Source organism: Streptomyces aurantiacus (genome assembly GCF_027107535.1).
Classification (GTDB): domain Bacteria; phylum Actinomycetota; class Actinomycetes; order Streptomycetales; family Streptomycetaceae; genus Streptomyces.
Map to the genome: position 1 here is coordinate 5296494 of NZ_CP114283.1, position 14333 is coordinate 5310826.

The 14333-nt window shown below is 69.0% G+C and carries 13 protein-coding genes and 1 pseudogene; 8 read left to right on the forward strand and 6 right to left on the reverse strand.

Annotated elements, in window-relative coordinates; genetic code table 11:
- Window positions 1–4: 4 nt before the first annotated feature.
- The 3 genes from O1Q96_RS25595 to O1Q96_RS25605 all read left to right on the forward strand — a co-directional run bounded on the left by O1Q96_RS25595 (window position 5) and on the right by O1Q96_RS25605 (window position 3068).
- The gene (locus O1Q96_RS25595) at window positions 5–1441 is read left to right on the forward strand and encodes a carboxylesterase family protein (protein ID WP_269250381.1); all 1437 of its coding nucleotides are present in this window, start codon (window positions 5–7) and stop codon (window positions 1439–1441) included.
- A 59-nt stretch (window positions 1442–1500) separates the two neighbouring features.
- A complete protein-coding gene (locus O1Q96_RS25600) occupies window positions 1501–2523 on the forward strand; it encodes an alcohol dehydrogenase catalytic domain-containing protein (RefSeq protein ID WP_269250382.1) in 1023 nt (340 codons plus the stop codon).
- Window positions 2524–2639: 116 nt separating this feature from the next.
- Window positions 2640–3068: a YybH family protein gene (locus O1Q96_RS25605; RefSeq protein WP_269250383.1), complete on the forward strand. Its 429-nt coding sequence runs from the start codon at window positions 2640–2642 to the stop codon at window positions 3066–3068.
- Window positions 3069–3096: 28 nt separating this feature from the next.
- Here the strand turns inward: O1Q96_RS25605 and O1Q96_RS25610 are convergent, their stop codons facing one another.
- Window positions 3097–3927 (reverse strand): helix-turn-helix domain-containing protein, encoded by an 831-nt coding sequence (locus tag O1Q96_RS25610; protein WP_269250384.1) that lies wholly within the window; start codon window positions 3925–3927, stop codon window positions 3097–3099.
- Window positions 3928–4162: 235 nt separating this feature from the next.
- Here O1Q96_RS25610 and O1Q96_RS25615 point away from each other — a divergent pair, with 235 nt between their 5' ends.
- Window positions 4163–4558 (forward strand): MmcQ/YjbR family DNA-binding protein, encoded by a 396-nt coding sequence (locus tag O1Q96_RS25615; RefSeq protein ID WP_269250385.1) that lies wholly within the window; start codon window positions 4163–4165, stop codon window positions 4556–4558.
- Between the two features lie 137 nt (window positions 4559–4695).
- Here the strand turns inward: O1Q96_RS25615 and tnpB are convergent, their stop codons facing one another.
- Together tnpB and O1Q96_RS25625 are read right to left on the reverse strand one after the other, a co-directional pair.
- Window positions 4696–6150, reverse strand: coding sequence for an IS607 family element RNA-guided endonuclease TnpB (gene tnpB, locus O1Q96_RS25620; RefSeq protein WP_269250386.1), 1455 nt, complete (start codon window positions 6148–6150; stop codon window positions 4696–4698).
- A complete protein-coding gene (locus tag O1Q96_RS25625) occupies window positions 6147–6722 on the reverse strand; it encodes an IS607 family transposase (RefSeq protein ID WP_269250387.1) in 576 nt (191 codons plus the stop codon). Before O1Q96_RS25625 ends, tnpB begins: the two co-directional genes overlap by 4 nt.
- An 800-nt stretch (window positions 6723–7522) precedes the next feature.
- On the opposite strand from O1Q96_RS25625, the gene O1Q96_RS25630 reads away from it, so the two are divergent.
- From O1Q96_RS25630 to O1Q96_RS25645, 4 genes and pseudogenes are all read left to right on the forward strand, one after another.
- Window positions 7523–7678 (forward strand): hypothetical protein, encoded by a 156-nt coding sequence (locus O1Q96_RS25630; protein WP_269250388.1) that lies wholly within the window; start codon window positions 7523–7525, stop codon window positions 7676–7678.
- Window positions 7679–7716: 38 nt separating this feature from the next.
- Window positions 7717–8247, forward strand: coding sequence for a sigma-70 family RNA polymerase sigma factor (locus O1Q96_RS25635; protein ID WP_269250389.1), 531 nt, complete (start codon window positions 7717–7719; stop codon window positions 8245–8247).
- Window positions 8231–9328 carry a hypothetical protein gene (locus tag O1Q96_RS25640; protein ID WP_269250390.1) on the forward strand — a complete coding sequence of 366 codons (1098 nt, stop codon included), beginning with the start codon at window positions 8231–8233 and terminating at the stop codon, window positions 9326–9328. Before O1Q96_RS25635 ends, O1Q96_RS25640 begins: the two co-directional genes overlap by 17 nt.
- 356 nt (window positions 9329–9684) lie before the next feature.
- Window positions 9685–9955 (forward strand): annotated as a pseudogene (locus O1Q96_RS25645) (transposase); the annotation flags it as partial.
- 120 nt (window positions 9956–10075) lie between these two features.
- On the opposite strand, the gene O1Q96_RS25650 reads toward O1Q96_RS25645, so the two are convergent.
- The 3 genes from O1Q96_RS25650 to O1Q96_RS25660 all read right to left on the reverse strand — a co-directional run bounded on the left by O1Q96_RS25650 (window position 10076) and on the right by O1Q96_RS25660 (window position 14151).
- Entirely contained in the window at window positions 10076–10369 is a 294-nt protein-coding gene (locus O1Q96_RS25650) for a putative quinol monooxygenase (protein WP_269250391.1), read from the reverse strand.
- 30 nt (window positions 10370–10399) lie between these two features.
- Window positions 10400–12961, reverse strand: coding sequence for a GH32 C-terminal domain-containing protein (locus O1Q96_RS25655; protein WP_269250392.1), 2562 nt, complete (start codon window positions 12959–12961; stop codon window positions 10400–10402).
- Between the two features lie 227 nt (window positions 12962–13188).
- Window positions 13189–14151 (reverse strand): carbohydrate kinase family protein, encoded by a 963-nt coding sequence (locus O1Q96_RS25660; RefSeq protein WP_269250393.1) that lies wholly within the window; start codon window positions 14149–14151, stop codon window positions 13189–13191.
- Window positions 14152–14333 lie beyond the last annotated feature (182 nt).

Sequence of the window (14333 nt, forward strand, 5' to 3'; positions counted from 1 at the left end):
CGCCATGACCACGACCGCACCCAAGGCTCCGACTGCACCAGGGGTGCGGTCCTGGTGGGGAATCCCGTACGCCACCGCCGAGCGATACCGCCGCCCCGAGGTCGCGGGTTTCGATCCGAACCGCCCCTATGACCGCAAGGGCGTCGTCTCCGTCCAGCCCGACAGCGGCGACTGGCTCGAAGCGGACAGCGGGATGGGCGAGGACTGCCTGAACCTGAACGTGTGGGCCCCCGAACAGCCGACCGGGAAGACGCTGCCGGTGACCGTGTACGTCCATGGCGGCGGATTCGAGTACGGCGCGAACACTCAGATCACCTCCAACGCCTCCGGTCTCGCCGCGACGGGGCGCGTGGTGAGCGTGTCGGTCAACTACCGGCTCGGCGCACTGGGCGCGCTCTCGCTCTCGCAGTACGGCGGGCGACTCGCCGAGGCCAGCAACCTGGGCCTGCAGGACGTCATCGCCGCGCTCACCTGGGTCAAGCAGAACATCGCCTCGTTCGGTGGCGACCCCGGCGACGTCACCGTCTACGGCCACAGCGCCGGCGCCTACTCCACCCTCGGGCTGCTCGGGGCCTCCTCCGCGGACGGCCTGTACCGGCGACTGGCCGGGTTCTCCGGCGCGCCCTCGCGTCTCGTCCCGGCCTGGTGGGCCGAGGAGCTCGCGGAGCGGTTCGTCACCGAACTCGGTGTCGCGGGCAACCCCGACAAGCTGATCGATCTCGACGCGGCCTCCCTGGTGGCCGCCCTGCGCAAGGTCTGTCCGACGGATCTCGGAGTCCGTGGCGGGATGGACAACCGGAGCCTCGGCGTCGTCCTGGACACCGAACAGCCCGGCGGGGTGCTGCACGCCCACCCCCTGGACGTCCTGGCCTCGGGCGCGCACCGGGACGTCGACGTACTCCTGAGCACAGCCAGTGACGAGATGGGCTGGTGGGTGGCGAACGACCTCGACCGGTTCGACCCGCACACCGTCGACCGCATCACCGACGAATTCGCGGGGTGGCGCATTCCCCGCTCCCGCGCCAAGAGGATCGTCGACACCTACGACCAGGGCGGCCGCACCCCTGCCGAGGTCCGCGCCGCGTCCCTGACGGACTACATCTTCACGCTCCCCGCCGCTCGCGGTGCTCTGGCCCACACCGCGGCGGGCGGCAACGCCCATCTCCTCATGATCGGGCCCGCAGAGGGTGCGCCCGCGGTGCACGGCACCGAGATGTACGCCCTGGTCGGCCAGGAACAGCCGGGCCGCAGCCCCGAACAGGCCGACCGTGACACGCGCATCCGCGACATCGTGCTCGACTTCGCCACCGGTGAGCAGTCCCGTCTGTGGCCCGCTGTCACGGACCGGCCCGCCTCGGGAAGTGTCGGCAACCCTCCCTACGAGCCCAGTGCCCACTACCAGGCGGTCCTCGACCTGTTCGAGAACATCGCCCGCCCCTGACGGTCACCGGGCGATACGGATCCGCGCACCACGGGGGCGAACAGAGTAAGGAACTCGACATGAGCCAACCGACAGCAGCCGGCGACGCCGCACCGGCGACGATGCGAGCCGTCGTCGTCACCCGGCCCGGCGGCCTCGACGCACTGGAGATCCAGGATGTGCCGGTGCCCGTACGCAAGCCCGGCTGGGTGCGGATCAGGGTGAAGGCGTTCGGCGTCAACGAGTCCGAGGTCACCACCCGCAAGGGCGAGTCCGACGCGGAGGTCACCTACCCGCGGGTTCCCGGCATCGAGGGCGTCGGCGTGGTCGACCAGGCCGACGAGGACAGCGGACTGCGCCCGGGCCGGCAGGTGGCCACGATGATGGGCGGCATGGGCCGCTCGTACGACGGCGCGTACGCCCAGTACGTGACCGTCCCCGCGGCGCAGGTCATCCCGTTCGAGACCACCCTGCCGTGGGACGTGGTCGGCGCCCTGCCCGAGATGTTCCAGACCGCCTACGGATCGCTGACCACCGGCCTGAACCTCAAGGCCGGGCAGACGCTGCTGATCCGCGGCGGCACCTCCACGGTCGGGCTGAGCGCGGCCACGATCGCGAAGGACCTCGGAGCCACCGTGCTGTCCACCACCCGCAGCCCGGAGAAGGCCGGGGAACTGCGGGCCGCGGGCGTCGACCATCCCCTCGTCGACAGCGACACGATCGCCGACCAGGTGCGCGAGCTGATGCCGGACGGTGTCGACGCGGCACTGGAACTGGTGGGCTGCTCGGTCCTCGCCGACACCCTCAACGCCGTCCGCCGGCACGGCACGGTCTGCTTCACCGGAGCCCTGGCGGGCCAGTGGACGATCCCCGACTTCACCCCGTTCATGATCCCGGGCGGGGTGCGGCTGACGTCCTACGGCGGTCAGGCTGCCGACCTCCCGGCCGACGTCCTCGCCCACCAGTTGCAGGCCATCGCCGCAGGGCGCCTCAAAGTCCCGGTCGCGAAGGTCTACCGCGGCCTGGAACAGGTCCGTGACGCCCAGGCCGACGTCGAGTCCGGCACCACGCCGGGCAAGCACGTCGTCGTCCTGGACGACTGAAACCTGGGCGACTGAGGCCTGGGCGACTGAAAAAGCGACAACTAACCACCCCGATGCGCGACGGTCGACAACGGCCGGCCACAGCATCCGTAAGAGGAACTGGCACAGGAACTGATATGGGCGCCAACAAGGCAGAGATCAGCAAGACCATCCTGGAGTTGGAGAAGTCCTTCAACGAACGGTGGAGCGTCGGCGACAACCGCGGCTACCTCGACAACTACGCCGAGGAAGTCAGCTACTTCGACCCGATCCTCAAAGAACTGGTGGTGGGACGCGACAAGGTCATCGCACACATCGACTCGATCTACTCGAACCCGCACATCGTGCGCAGTGAGTACCTCAACCCGGCGGTGAGCGTCGCCGACGGTGGCGACTTCGCGATCCTGGCCTACAACCTGAACACCTACGTCCTCGACGACGGCAACGAACGGCAACTGCGCGCCTGGAACGCCACCGAGGCGTACCGGCTGATCGACGGTGAATGGCACATCGTCCACTCCCACTGGGCGTTCACGCAGACCGCGACGGCAGCCATCGCCTCCTGACGGGCAAGGGGCCGCCGCCGCGTGTCCATCACGCGTCGGTCCTCGCCGCGCGGGCCGCGTAGGCGGCCGGGGTGAGACCGGTGCGGTCGCGGAAGAAGCGGCCGAAGTTCGCAGGGTCGGTGAAGCCGAGGTGGACGGCCACAGCCCGGGCATCCCACCGGGCACCTCCCAGCAGACGCCGGGCTTCCAGGAGGCGCCGCTCGTCGATGAGTTCACGTACCCCCTTGCCGGTGGCGTCCCGGGCTGCACGGCTCAGGGTGCGGACCGAACAGCCGAGCAGCTCGGCGTAATCCGCGGCGTGGTGCAGCTCGCGAAAGTGCAGCTCCAGGGCGTCCAGGAAGCGTCCGTACCTGTCGGCACGGCCCGTGCCGGCCGTGGCCGTGCCGCTGAGGGCGATGCCCGGGGCGTTGGCCAGGCGCAGCAGCAGCGATTCGAGCAGGCTGCGCCGCAGGGCGTGGTGGATGTCGAGGGGGCGGCGCCCCAATGCGCGGTGTTCGTCCAGAAGCTGGAGTGCCGTCTGCTGGAGCCAGGCGGTGTCGTCGGGGTACGGGCTGAGCACGGCAGGGGCCTCGTGCGCGGTGAGCGGGGCCAGGAGACGGGCGAGGTCGGGCCGCAGCACGTCCGGTTCGAACAGGATGAACGGACCGCGAGCCGCGCCGGGCGGATGCCAGCACTGCACGTGCCCGGGACGCACCCACAGCCACTGGCCGGGGGCAATGGTCCGCGTGACGTGGTCGACGTCGTGCCGCAGCTCACCCTCGGTGACCAGGATCAAATAATGGAAAGTGGCGCGGCCCGGACGGGGCGGGCTCCACGGCCAGTCGTCGTGCTGAGCGAAGAAGTCCTCGACGGTACTCACCTCAAGGCCGTAGGGAGTACCGACCGGGGGCTGGAAACCGTACAGCGGAACAGCAGCTGGTCCGGCCTGCCCGCTCGGCCCGGAGTGTCGCTTGTCGACCATCACGTGTCCGCAGCCTACCGCCCTTCCAGTCGGTTTCGACGCAAGGATGGGACGTGCCACCGCGCCCGCGCGGCGCGCCCTCCGCCTCCTTCGATGCCACAGTCCCGTCACCCCCTGAGAAGGATCACGCCCCATGAACGGATCAGCCCTGCACAAGACCGCCGCCGACTGCGCTGAGGAACTCCCCGGAGCCCAACTGGAGCATCCCTTCGGCCCCGACTGGGAGGTCTTCAAGGTACGCGGCAAGGTGTTCATGCTGATGACCGACGTCCCGGGGCGCCCCGTCGTGATCCTCAAGGCGGACCCCGGCGAAGCTCACGCCCTGCGGGAGCAGTACAGCCACATCACCCCCGGCTACCACATGAACAAGAAGCACTGGATCACCCTGGAGAGCGGAGAAGGCATCGACAAGGAGCTCGTCAGGGAGCTCGTCACCGACTCCTACCGGCTCGTCGTCGCCCATCTGCCCAAGGCCGAGCAGCCCGTCGACCCTCACACCTACGGCACCGGCGCACGGGCGGCCAGGTGAGCGCGGCCGGCGACCGGCTCCAGGACACCGCCCGCCAGGCGGCCCTGGCCCTCCCCGACGTCAGCCACGGCTACCGTCGCCGAGACCGTAGTCAGGTCTCGGCATTCCGGATGTTTCCGTCCGGAAGGTCCGTCTCGTCACCAGAGCGTGAGGGCTTCGGCTTGAGTACGGTCTCTCGCTTCCGTCTGCCGCTGGTGCGGCAGGGTTGCGCCACCTGCCCGCCCCGCCTCCGCCTTGCGGCGGGGGCGGGTGGTGCGGGACCTGTGGTCGGCTCCACGAGGCTTCGACACTGCTTGGGTGTCCTGGTCTCCGGCCACTCCGGTACCAGTTGTTGCGGCTGCCGCGAGCGCGGCGAGGTTGAGTGCGGCGTTGTCGTCCCGGTCGATGACCAGGCCGCAGGCGTCGCACTGGTAGGTCCTCACGTGCAGCGGCAGTTTGGCTTTCACCGCGCCGCACCCGGAACAGGTCTTCGAGGAGGGGTACCAGCGGTCCGCCGCGATGGTGCGGGTGGCGTGGCGCTGGCGGGTCTTGTAGGTGAGCTGGCGACGGATCTCCCCGAACCCGGCGTCGGCGATCCTTCGCGCGAGACGCCGGTTGCGGAGCATCCCGGCGACGTTGAGGTCTTCGACCACGACCGTGCCGTACTCGGCCGCCACGGCGGTGGTGAGCTTGTGCAGGGCATCCGCGCGGAGGTTGGCCACCCGGTGATGCACCTTGTTGCGGGCGGCGTTGGCCTTCTCCCACCGCTTCGACGGCTTCTGCCCGGTCCGCCGGTCGGGGCCCTGGCGTCGGGAGACGACGCGGGAGGCGCGGCGCAGCTGCGTGCGTGCCCGGTCGTAGTGCCCGGGATTCGCGATGGCGCGGATCTCGCCGATGCTGTCGGCCATGACCGCGAGGGTCTTCACCCCCAGGTCGATCCCGACCGCCATGTCCGGCCGCGCCACGCGTTCGAGGTCCCGCTTGACCTCGGCCTGGAACGAGACGAACCAGCGTCCGCGCTCGTGCCGCACGGTCGCGGACAGGATCCGGGCCGTCCCGGCCTGGACGCGGGCGAGGAGCTTCACCGTGGGCTCGTGGGTGCGGATGGTGCCCAGCCGGGGCAGGCTGACGTGACGGCCGTCAGCGTCCACGCGGATCACGCCGGTGGTGAACCGGCAGGCAAGGCGCGCCTTCCGCTTCGACTTGAACCGCGGCGCCCCCATCCGCTTGCCGCGCCGCTTGCCGTTCTTGGACTTCGCGTAGTTGTCGAACGCGGCCGACGCGTTCGCCAGGCCGGTGGAGTACGCCTCCTTGGAGTTCTCCTCCCACCAGGCGGCGAACCTCGGATCGGTGTGCTTGGCCTCGTTGAACGCCTTCCGCAGCGCGGGCAGCGACCACGTCCGCCACTGCGTCAGCCCGGCCTTGCCGATGCCGTAGGACTCCTCCGCGCGGCGCTGCCACCAGGAGGCGGTCACCCAGCCGACGGCCCAGTTGTAGGCGGCACGCGCCGCGCCGCAGTGCGAGCGCATAGCATGCTCCTGGGTGGCGTTCGGGTCCAGTGCAAAGCGGTACGCCTGCACCACGAACCCGGGCTGCGGCTGGAACTTCTTCACTCGGCGGCCTCGCCGGTCGCTACGGCCACCGCGCGGGCGGCCCGGTTCTTCGCTGCCCGCCGCCCGTACAGGCGGGCGCACAGGGAGGTGAGCACCTCGGTGATGTCGCGTACCAGGTCATCGTCGGTCTCGGTGGGGTCGAGGACGACCAGGCGCCGCCCGGACGCCGACAGCGCGGCCTCCAAGTGCTCGACGCCGAACCGGGCCAGATGGTCACGGTGCTCGACCACGATCACCGCCGTCTGCGGGTCGGACAGCAGCTGGTGCAGCTTGCGGCGCCGTCCGTTCAACCCGGATCCCACCTCGGTGACGACCTCAGCGACGGCCAGGCCCAGCCCGTTCGCGCCGGACACGACCCGGGCGGCCTGCCGCTCAAGATCGGCTTTCTGGTCAACGGACGACACGCGGCAGTACGCGACCACACGCCCGGACGGCTGGACGGCGACCTCGTCGACCAACCACGTCCCGGACGGCGCCTGACGTACGGGGACGGGCATCTTCCCGTCCTTCACCCACCGCCAGGCGGTCTGGTAGCTCACGCCCTGCTGACGGGCCCACTCCGAAAGCTTCACGAGACCAAGGTACGCGAGACACACGACTAGGGATGACTATGAATGACTAGAAAATCTTTAGAAGCCTCACCCCTCAAGGTAGTGCGAGACACCACTGATGACCGCGAGTCCCTTGCGCGGCCCGTCGCGCCAATCCAAGACGGAGTACACACACCCAAAGCCGTCCGCGATCAACTGCTACTCATCCCACGGCTCAGCCACATCGGGCAGGCTGCCGGCCGGCGACCTCTGCATCATGTTCACGGTCTACAGCTGAAGTACCAGGCCCGTCTCCCCGCCACCGCATGCTCAGGCCAGTCCACGGGGCGCGTGCGGGACGGCCACCGCCCGGGAGAACGGGTCTGCCGGCATCCGTTTCAACAACACCCGCACGCAGGCGGCGTGGCAGCTGGCAGGACAAGCCGCGACCAGCACCACAGTCGGTGACACTGACGCATGTGTTCGATCGCCATCTTCAGGTTCGATGACAAAGGTTTCAATTCAGGCAAGTATCCGTTTTCGGTTCGGTGCCCTTAAAAGGTCGTCCAACCGCGCAAGAGTGCCTGTGACGGATCAGGGCGGCGGCCGGTCCAAGCGCGTCAAGCCGAGGTGAGGACGTCGGTGCCACTCCTCGAAAGCCGCCCCCCAGGCCACACCAGTGGACCAGTATGTAATCGAACGGATACGTGTGGTGAAGAATCTCGTTCGCCCCGTTGCACACCAAGCCCTCACCGGACGCCATCTGGAGCAGAGGGCGCGCAGCGGCGTCCTCTCCGGACTCCGGCAGCGGAGCCCGCCTATTCACAGAAGGAGCAAGGCCTGTGCCCTTGCAGCTGGTTGGCGATGTGGTCCTTGCGGTGGTTGCCGGGCGGGTGCTGGGCCGCGATGTGCTGGTGCGCCGCGCCGCGGCGGCCGGGGTGCGCCTGGGTGTCAGTGAGCTGCACCGCGGCGACGAGGGCCGGGACGGGCGCACGTGACGCGGGAGCTGTCCGGACGTCCCGGCGACGCCGCGTCCATGACGCATCTTCCCCTGGATTTCGAGGCGTTCCACCGTTTACACCGGCCGGTGTATGTGCGGTGGGCCCGCATGTATTTACGGCACCGCGCGGATGCCGAGGAGGCCGTCGACTGTGCCTTCGAGCAGTTGCTGGTGTCCTGGCCGGAGGTGCTGGCCAAGGAGAGCCCGGCCGCGTACGCGTGGCAGGTGATGAAGAACCGCACGATCGATGCCGCGCGGGCCCGCGGGCGCCGCGAGGCCTTGATCGACACGACCGCGTTCGAGACCAACGCCCTGCGCCAGGCGGTGGATCCCATAGGCCAGCTCGAGGAGAGCATCAGTCTGTACCGGGCGATTTGCGGCCTGCCGGAGCGGCAGCGGGATGTCGTCGTGCTCCTCTACAGCTACGGGCTGTCCCCGGCCGAGGCGGCGGACCACATGGGCATCACCGCGGCGGGTGTGCGCTCCACCGCCCGCCACGCACGCCGCCGCCTGCGGGCGGCGCTGGGACTGACCGAGGAGGGCCCCGCCGATGACGTCGCGTTTTGACCAGCTGCTCGCCCGAGCCCGCCTGGTCGACGAACCGTACGGCGGGAAGGACATCGACGACGCCGCCGCCCGTATCGCCGTTCGCGCGGCCCGCCGTGCCCTCCCGCAAAGAGTGAGTGAGGGGCGGGCACCGGCCGGTTCAGCGCCCGAGCCCGCCGACGGCGCCGCAGGGGCGGCGCGGGATCTGCGTACCCTGTGCGAGACCGCGGTGGCCGACGCCGGGGCTCTGGCCCATCTCGGCCGCTTCCTCGGTGCGCTGCCCGAGCCCTGCGGGGCCCGCGTGCTGGGCTGCATCCTCCAGCTCACCGGCCAGGAGGACTCCGCACGTTTTTGGTGGCAGTACGCCGCCGGCGCAGGAGACCAGATCGCCGCCTACTGCCTGTACCTGCAGCACCTCGCCCACGCAGAGCGGACAGAAGCCAACTGGTGGCACGAGCAGACCGACGCCCACGCACAACCCGCCGCCCCCGACGGCTCCCAGGACGACGTCGCCACCACGCTGCGCATCCTGCGCATCCTGCGCACCCAGTGGTCAGGCGAGGACATTCCCGGTCTGCTCAGCCGGCTGTCCCAGGCCGGCGCCGTCTTCGACTACATCCCCGCCGCACTCTCCTACACCGGCGACGCCATCGACCTGCCCCTGCCCGATGCCGACTTCCCCGACCACATCACCACTCTCACCGCCCAACCCCCCAGCCCCACCGGTGAGTGCAGCAGCTCGGCCGCTCCCCCACTGCCCGCCCGTACCCGGCCTCCCCGCCACACCCGGCCATCGCGCACACCGGCCGCGCCCGCCTGGCCGCCCGCCTCCCGGCTGTGGCACGACAGCGGCAGCTCCTTCGGGCACGTCCAGCGCGTCGGCGACATCACCACGCGATGGCGCCGTGAACTGGCCTGGCAGATGTTCTTCGACCACTGCGAGACCTGCCGCGACTGCGACCCCGCCGGTGCCCCTTGCCCCCTCTACACCAGCACCACCCCCAGCAGCATGATTGACGAGGTCACCACAGGCAGCCCTCCACCCGTCGGCATGAACCGCCGCCCCATCCACTGCGCCCCCGCCCAACCCAAACACAGCTGACCACCCCAACGCAGAGGGGTCCGGATAGGTCAACTCGTGCTGAGCAAAACAATCAAGAGCCAGGATGAAAGAGGTTCGGCATCGGGGGCATCACTGCTGTGGCCAAGCCCCCGATGTGTATCGGCTACGGCTGGACCCTGTTCAGGAAGAGACGTGGCCGCGACGCCCGGCTGTACGAAACGGGTCCGAGGACTACGGTCGGCGCCTTTTTCTGCCAACGATGACGACAGCAATGGCCCCGCAGACGGCTCCGACGATCCCGCAGACGAGAATGAGCGTGAGGTCCATCGTCAGCCTTCCACTGGGCTTTGGCCTTGCAGGCCATACGCTGAGGGCACAACGTCAGGTCGTGCATGGATCGCGACCTGTCCGAGGTCGACTACGTGTACGTATGGGCCCGGCATCCACCTCAATGTCCGCCTGGAGGAAGCCAAGGCATGTGTGCTCGTACTCATCGGCGTGCGTGCGGATGGCTCCAAGGAGCTGGTCGCGCTCAATGACGGCTACCGCGAACCGGGCGAGTCCTGGGCTGCCCTGTTGCGCGACTGCGCCCGCCGGGGCATACGCGCCCCGGTCCTGAAGGTCGGGGATGGTGCCCTGGGCTTTTGGAAGGCGCTGATGGAGGTGTGCGCGTCGTGGACACGGACGCGTCCTGCGCGAGCGCGGCGACCTCGGTGAAGCAAGCGATGTGACGGGCCGGGCCCCCGAGGCGGCCCGGCCGACGTCAGTCACGCAGCAAGGAAACCGTCACGTGACCGGATTGAGGAAGGTCAGCACCGAGGCGTCCTCCTCGATCAGCGGGGCGAGGACGGTGTTGAACGGGCTGCCGTACGGGGCCTTCAAGTGTGCCTGGAAGGCGTCCTCGTCGCGGTACACCTCGAAGATCCAGAAGGCGCGGGGGTGGGACTCCTTGGTGTAGACGTCGAAGGCGAGGTTGCCGTCCTCCTCGCGCACCTTTTCGGCGTACTTCAGGATCAGGCGGGCGACCTCGTCCTCCGCACCCTTGCGTGCGGTGAACTCGGCGAGAAGGGTCTTGTTCACGGTGTGGTGTCCTCTGTGGTCGGGGCGGGATCAGTCGTGGGCGGAGTCGAGGTGCCAGAGGCGGGCCTGGTCCAGCTTCACCGAGCCGTTCTCGGCGAACACCTGCACTCCCTGGCTGGCGGGGTCGGGGAAGATCTGGTCGGTGATCACGGCCTCGCCGCTGCCGCCGAAGACCTCGACGGACGACCAGTCGACGAGGATCCGCAGCTTCACCTTGCCGTTCTTGGCCTTCATCGGTGCGGTCTGGACGCCGGGGAAGGTGCTGTTGAAGTCCACGGCGCCGGAGCGGGTGCGGTCGACGTACAGCTCCTGTGTCGTGGTGTCGTAGCCGATGACGGTCTCCTCGCCACCTGCGCCGGTGCGCACCTTCAGGCCGAAGCGGTCGGCGTCCTTGAGGGAGAAGGTCGCCTCGATGTCGAGGGCCTTGCCCTTGGCGGCGGGGCCGATCAGGGGCTTGGTGGTGCTCTTGAGGGTTACGCCGGACGCCGTCGCGGGACGCTCCTTCCGGAGGGACTGCAGGCCGTTGACCGGCTTGCTGGTCAGCCGGATCTGGCCGTTGATCGTGCGCAGGGCCATCTCCCGGGGAACGCTCTGCGCGCCGCGCCAGGGGGAGGTGGGGATGGCGCCGCTGTAGTCCCAGTTGTTCATCCAGCCGACCATGTACCGCTTGCCGCCCGGGGCGTTCTCCCAGGACACGGCTGCGTAGTAGTCCTTGCCGTAGTCGGCCCAGTCGGCGCGCTGTACGACGGACTTGGCCGCGGTGTCGGCTTCGGTGAACTGGTCGGCCAGGATGTGGCCCCAGCCGGCATTGTTCATGTCGACGACCTGGATCTTCGCCTTCTTGCCGACGTACGGGCGCAGGTCGAAGGACGCCCAGTCCAGGGTCTCGCTGTTGGCCCCGGTGGCGCTGCGGACGACCTGGCCGTCGACGATCAGGTTGACGGAGGTCTCCTGGGAGACGGGCTTGGCCTCGGTGTCGGACAACATGATGTGGTCGACGTTGAGGTGGCCCCAGCCGCCGGTGTTGTCGTCGACGATCCTGATCTGCGCCTGCTTGCCGGCGAGATCGCCGACGTCCCAGGACGCCCAGTTGAGCGCCTCGCCATCCTTTCCGGTGGCACTGCGCACCACTTGGCCGTCGACGAGGAGTTCGACGGCGGTGGGGTTGGCCGAGCCGGTGGGATGGTTGCCGCCGCCGATGAGGAAGTTGATGTGCTTCTTGTCGATGGTGAACTCGGGCGAGGTGAGGGTGCCGGTGGTGGTATCGCCGTTCAGGTAGCTGTTGACCAGGCCGTCGCCCAGGAATCCTGAGACTTCCTGCTGGTTGGGGAGGGTGCCGGTGGCCGGTGCCGAGCCGAAGGCGTCTCCGGTCGTCGTCCAGTCGCTGTAGCCGCCGCCTTCGAAGTCGGCGAGGACCGTGCCTGCGGGTGGCGGTCCCTGCTCCATGACGGTTCCGGACTCGTACGGGTGGCGTCCGCCGCCGACCTTGAAGTTCAGGTAGGAGCTGTCGACGGTGAAGGAGGGCGAGGTCAGGGTGCCGGTGGTGCCGTCACCCGAGTGGAAGCTGTTGGCGAGGCCCTTGCCGTCGAACCCCTCGACCGTGCCCTGGCCTTCCACCGCCCCGGCTGCCGGAGCCGTGCCGAACGCGGTACCGGTGGTCGTCCACGAACCGAAGTCGGTGCCCTCGAAGTCCTGCACCACCTGGCCGGTGGGCGGGGTGTAGGTGCCCTTGTCGTCGGCGGTGAACTTCTTGCCGTCGAAGTCACCGATGAAGTACTGGGCGGCCGAACCGCCCGCGATACCACCGGGATTGATGTTGACGACCAGGACCCACTTGATCTTGTTCTTGTTCCCGTCGACCGCGAGGGGGAACAGGTCGGGGCACTCCCACACGGCGCCCGTCGCGCCGGCCGGTCCGAACTCGCTCTGCAGCTTCCAGTCCTTGAGGTTCTTCGACGAGTAGAACTGCACCTTGTGCTCGGTGGACAGCGACACCGTCATCAGCCAGCTCTTGGTCGGCTCGTACCACTGGACCTTGGGGTCGCGGAACTCCTTCGAGCCGATGTCGAGAACAGGATTTCCCTGGTACTTGGTCCAGGTACGGCCCCGGTCGGTGCTGTAGGCGAGCGACTGCGCCTGGATGCCGCCGTTCTTGTACGCGCTGGTGTAGACCGCCACCATGGGCGGGTTCTTCTTCGTGCCGAACCCGGTGGTGTTGTCCCAGTCGACGACCGCACTGCCGGAGAACACCATCTCCTCGTCGTCGTGCGACAGGGCGAGCGGCAGCTCCTTCCAGTGCACGAGGTCCGTGCTCACCGCATGCCCCCAGGACATGTCGCCCCAAAAGTTCCCGTTCGGGTTGTACTGGTAGAAGAGGTGGTACTCGCCCTTGTAGTACACGAGGCCGTTGGGGTCGTTCATCCAGTTCTTCTGCGGAGTGAAGTGGAACTGGGGCCGGTAGGTCTCGGAGTACGGCGGGGTGTCGGCAGCTACGGCCTGGGGGGCCAGCAGGGCCGCGGACAGGGCGCAGACGGTTGCCACCGCCGCGGTCAGCCGTATGCGGGCATGCCGGGATACACGTCCAGAGCTCATGGTGTCTCCTGTGCTGCGGGCGTCAGCGCGGCGGAGCCTGATGCCCGGCGCGGACCGACAGAAAGTGCCACTGACATCTTGCCGACGCCGTCGTCCACGGCGCCCGACGCCGAGTGTCATCGTTGACTTGTGTCATCGATGACATCGAGTGGCCCCGATGATGGGGGTAACCCGACCGAGGCGTCAACCGTTCGGCCGTAACGCACGCTCCGTCGGCAAGCCCGCCGTCATGCGCGGTCGGCTGTGGCGAGCTGCGTCAACTGGCTCTCCCACGGCGGGTTGGGGCCGGCGACAGAGCAAGTCAGGGCCGCGACCTGGACGGCGAACCGGCACGCCTCCGCGACGTCGTCGAGGCGGAGCTCCGTCAGCCTGCCGCCGAGGAGACCGCGGGCGCCGAGGTGGTGCAGCAGTCCGGCGGTGAAGGAGTCCCCCGCCCCGACCGTGTCGGCGACGGCCGTCGGTATGGCGGGTACCTGGACCCGTTCACCGTCGAGTGAGGCCAGCGCACCGTCGGCGCCGCGGGTGATCACGACGAGTCGAGCCCCGGCGGCATGCCAGATGTCGCATGCCTGCTCGGGCGCGGTGCCCGGCAGCAGCAGTTCCAGATCGTCCTCGCTCAGCCGGAGCACATCGGCAAGCGCGCACCAATGCTCCAGTCGGTCGCGGTAGACGTCAGGGTGCACCAGCAGGGGCCGGACATTGGGGTCGATGCTGATGGTCGCGTCAGGCGCGGCGGCCGCCAGGAAGTCCTCCACCACCGCCGCGCCGGGCTCCCGGACCAGGGCCAGGGACCCGGTGTGCACGCAGACGGTTTTGGACAGGTCCACCCGCGCCAACTCCTCGGCCGTCCACTGCCAGTCGGCCGTGCTCTGCGCATGGAAGGAGAACGCGGCCTGCCCCTGGGCATCCAGTTCCGCCACGGCCAGTGTGCTGGGCTCGGCGGCCCGGACGGCACTCGACAGGTCCACCCCGGACGCCTCCAGGTGGGCGCGGAACAGGCGGCCGAACACGTCACCGGACAACCGCGCGAGGAAGCGGGCCGGGGTGCCGAGCCGGGCCAGGGCCACAGCCGTGTTCGCCGGTCCGCCGCCGGGCAGGACTCGCAGGGCGAGTTGGTTCGAGGCGCTTGCGGGTTCGGCGAAGGCGTCCGCGACGCACTCCCCCAGGACGGTGATCTGGCGCGGGCTCATGGGCTGCTCTTCTCTCGCGAACGTACGGGCCTACCGGACGCGTCGGGCACAGCTGCCGGACGGCTACGAAAGGGCGATGGCCGTCGGCGTTGCCGATTTGTGACGAGCGCAGGGCATTGACGTTTCCGGGAGACGGAGTCCATCATCCTCGCCAGGCAGTGTCAACGATGACATAAGTCAAC

Bases quoted from the DNA above. Each gene is read 5' to 3' on its own strand.
- O1Q96_RS25615 (WP_269250385.1), top strand. From the start codon at position 4,163: ATGAACGGATCAGCCCTGCACAAGACCGCCGCCGACTGCGCTGAGGAA.
- O1Q96_RS25660 (WP_269250393.1), bottom strand. From the start codon at position 14,151: ATGAGCCCGCGCCAGATCACCGTCCTGGGGGAGTGCGTCGCGGACGCC.
- O1Q96_RS25600 (WP_269250382.1), top strand. From the start codon at position 1,501: ATGAGCCAACCGACAGCAGCCGGCGACGCCGCACCGGCGACGATGCGA.
- O1Q96_RS25640 (WP_269250390.1), top strand. From the start codon at position 8,231: ATGACGTCGCGTTTTGACCAGCTGCTCGCCCGAGCCCGCCTGGTCGAC.
- O1Q96_RS25655 (WP_269250392.1), bottom strand. From the start codon at position 12,961: ATGAGCTCTGGACGTGTATCCCGGCATGCCCGCATACGGCTGACCGCG.
- O1Q96_RS25605 (WP_269250383.1), top strand. From the start codon at position 2,640: ATGGGCGCCAACAAGGCAGAGATCAGCAAGACCATCCTGGAGTTGGAG.
- O1Q96_RS25595 (WP_269250381.1), top strand. From the start codon at position 5: ATGACCACGACCGCACCCAAGGCTCCGACTGCACCAGGGGTGCGGTCC.
- O1Q96_RS25635 (WP_269250389.1), top strand. From the start codon at position 7,717: ATGACGCATCTTCCCCTGGATTTCGAGGCGTTCCACCGTTTACACCGG.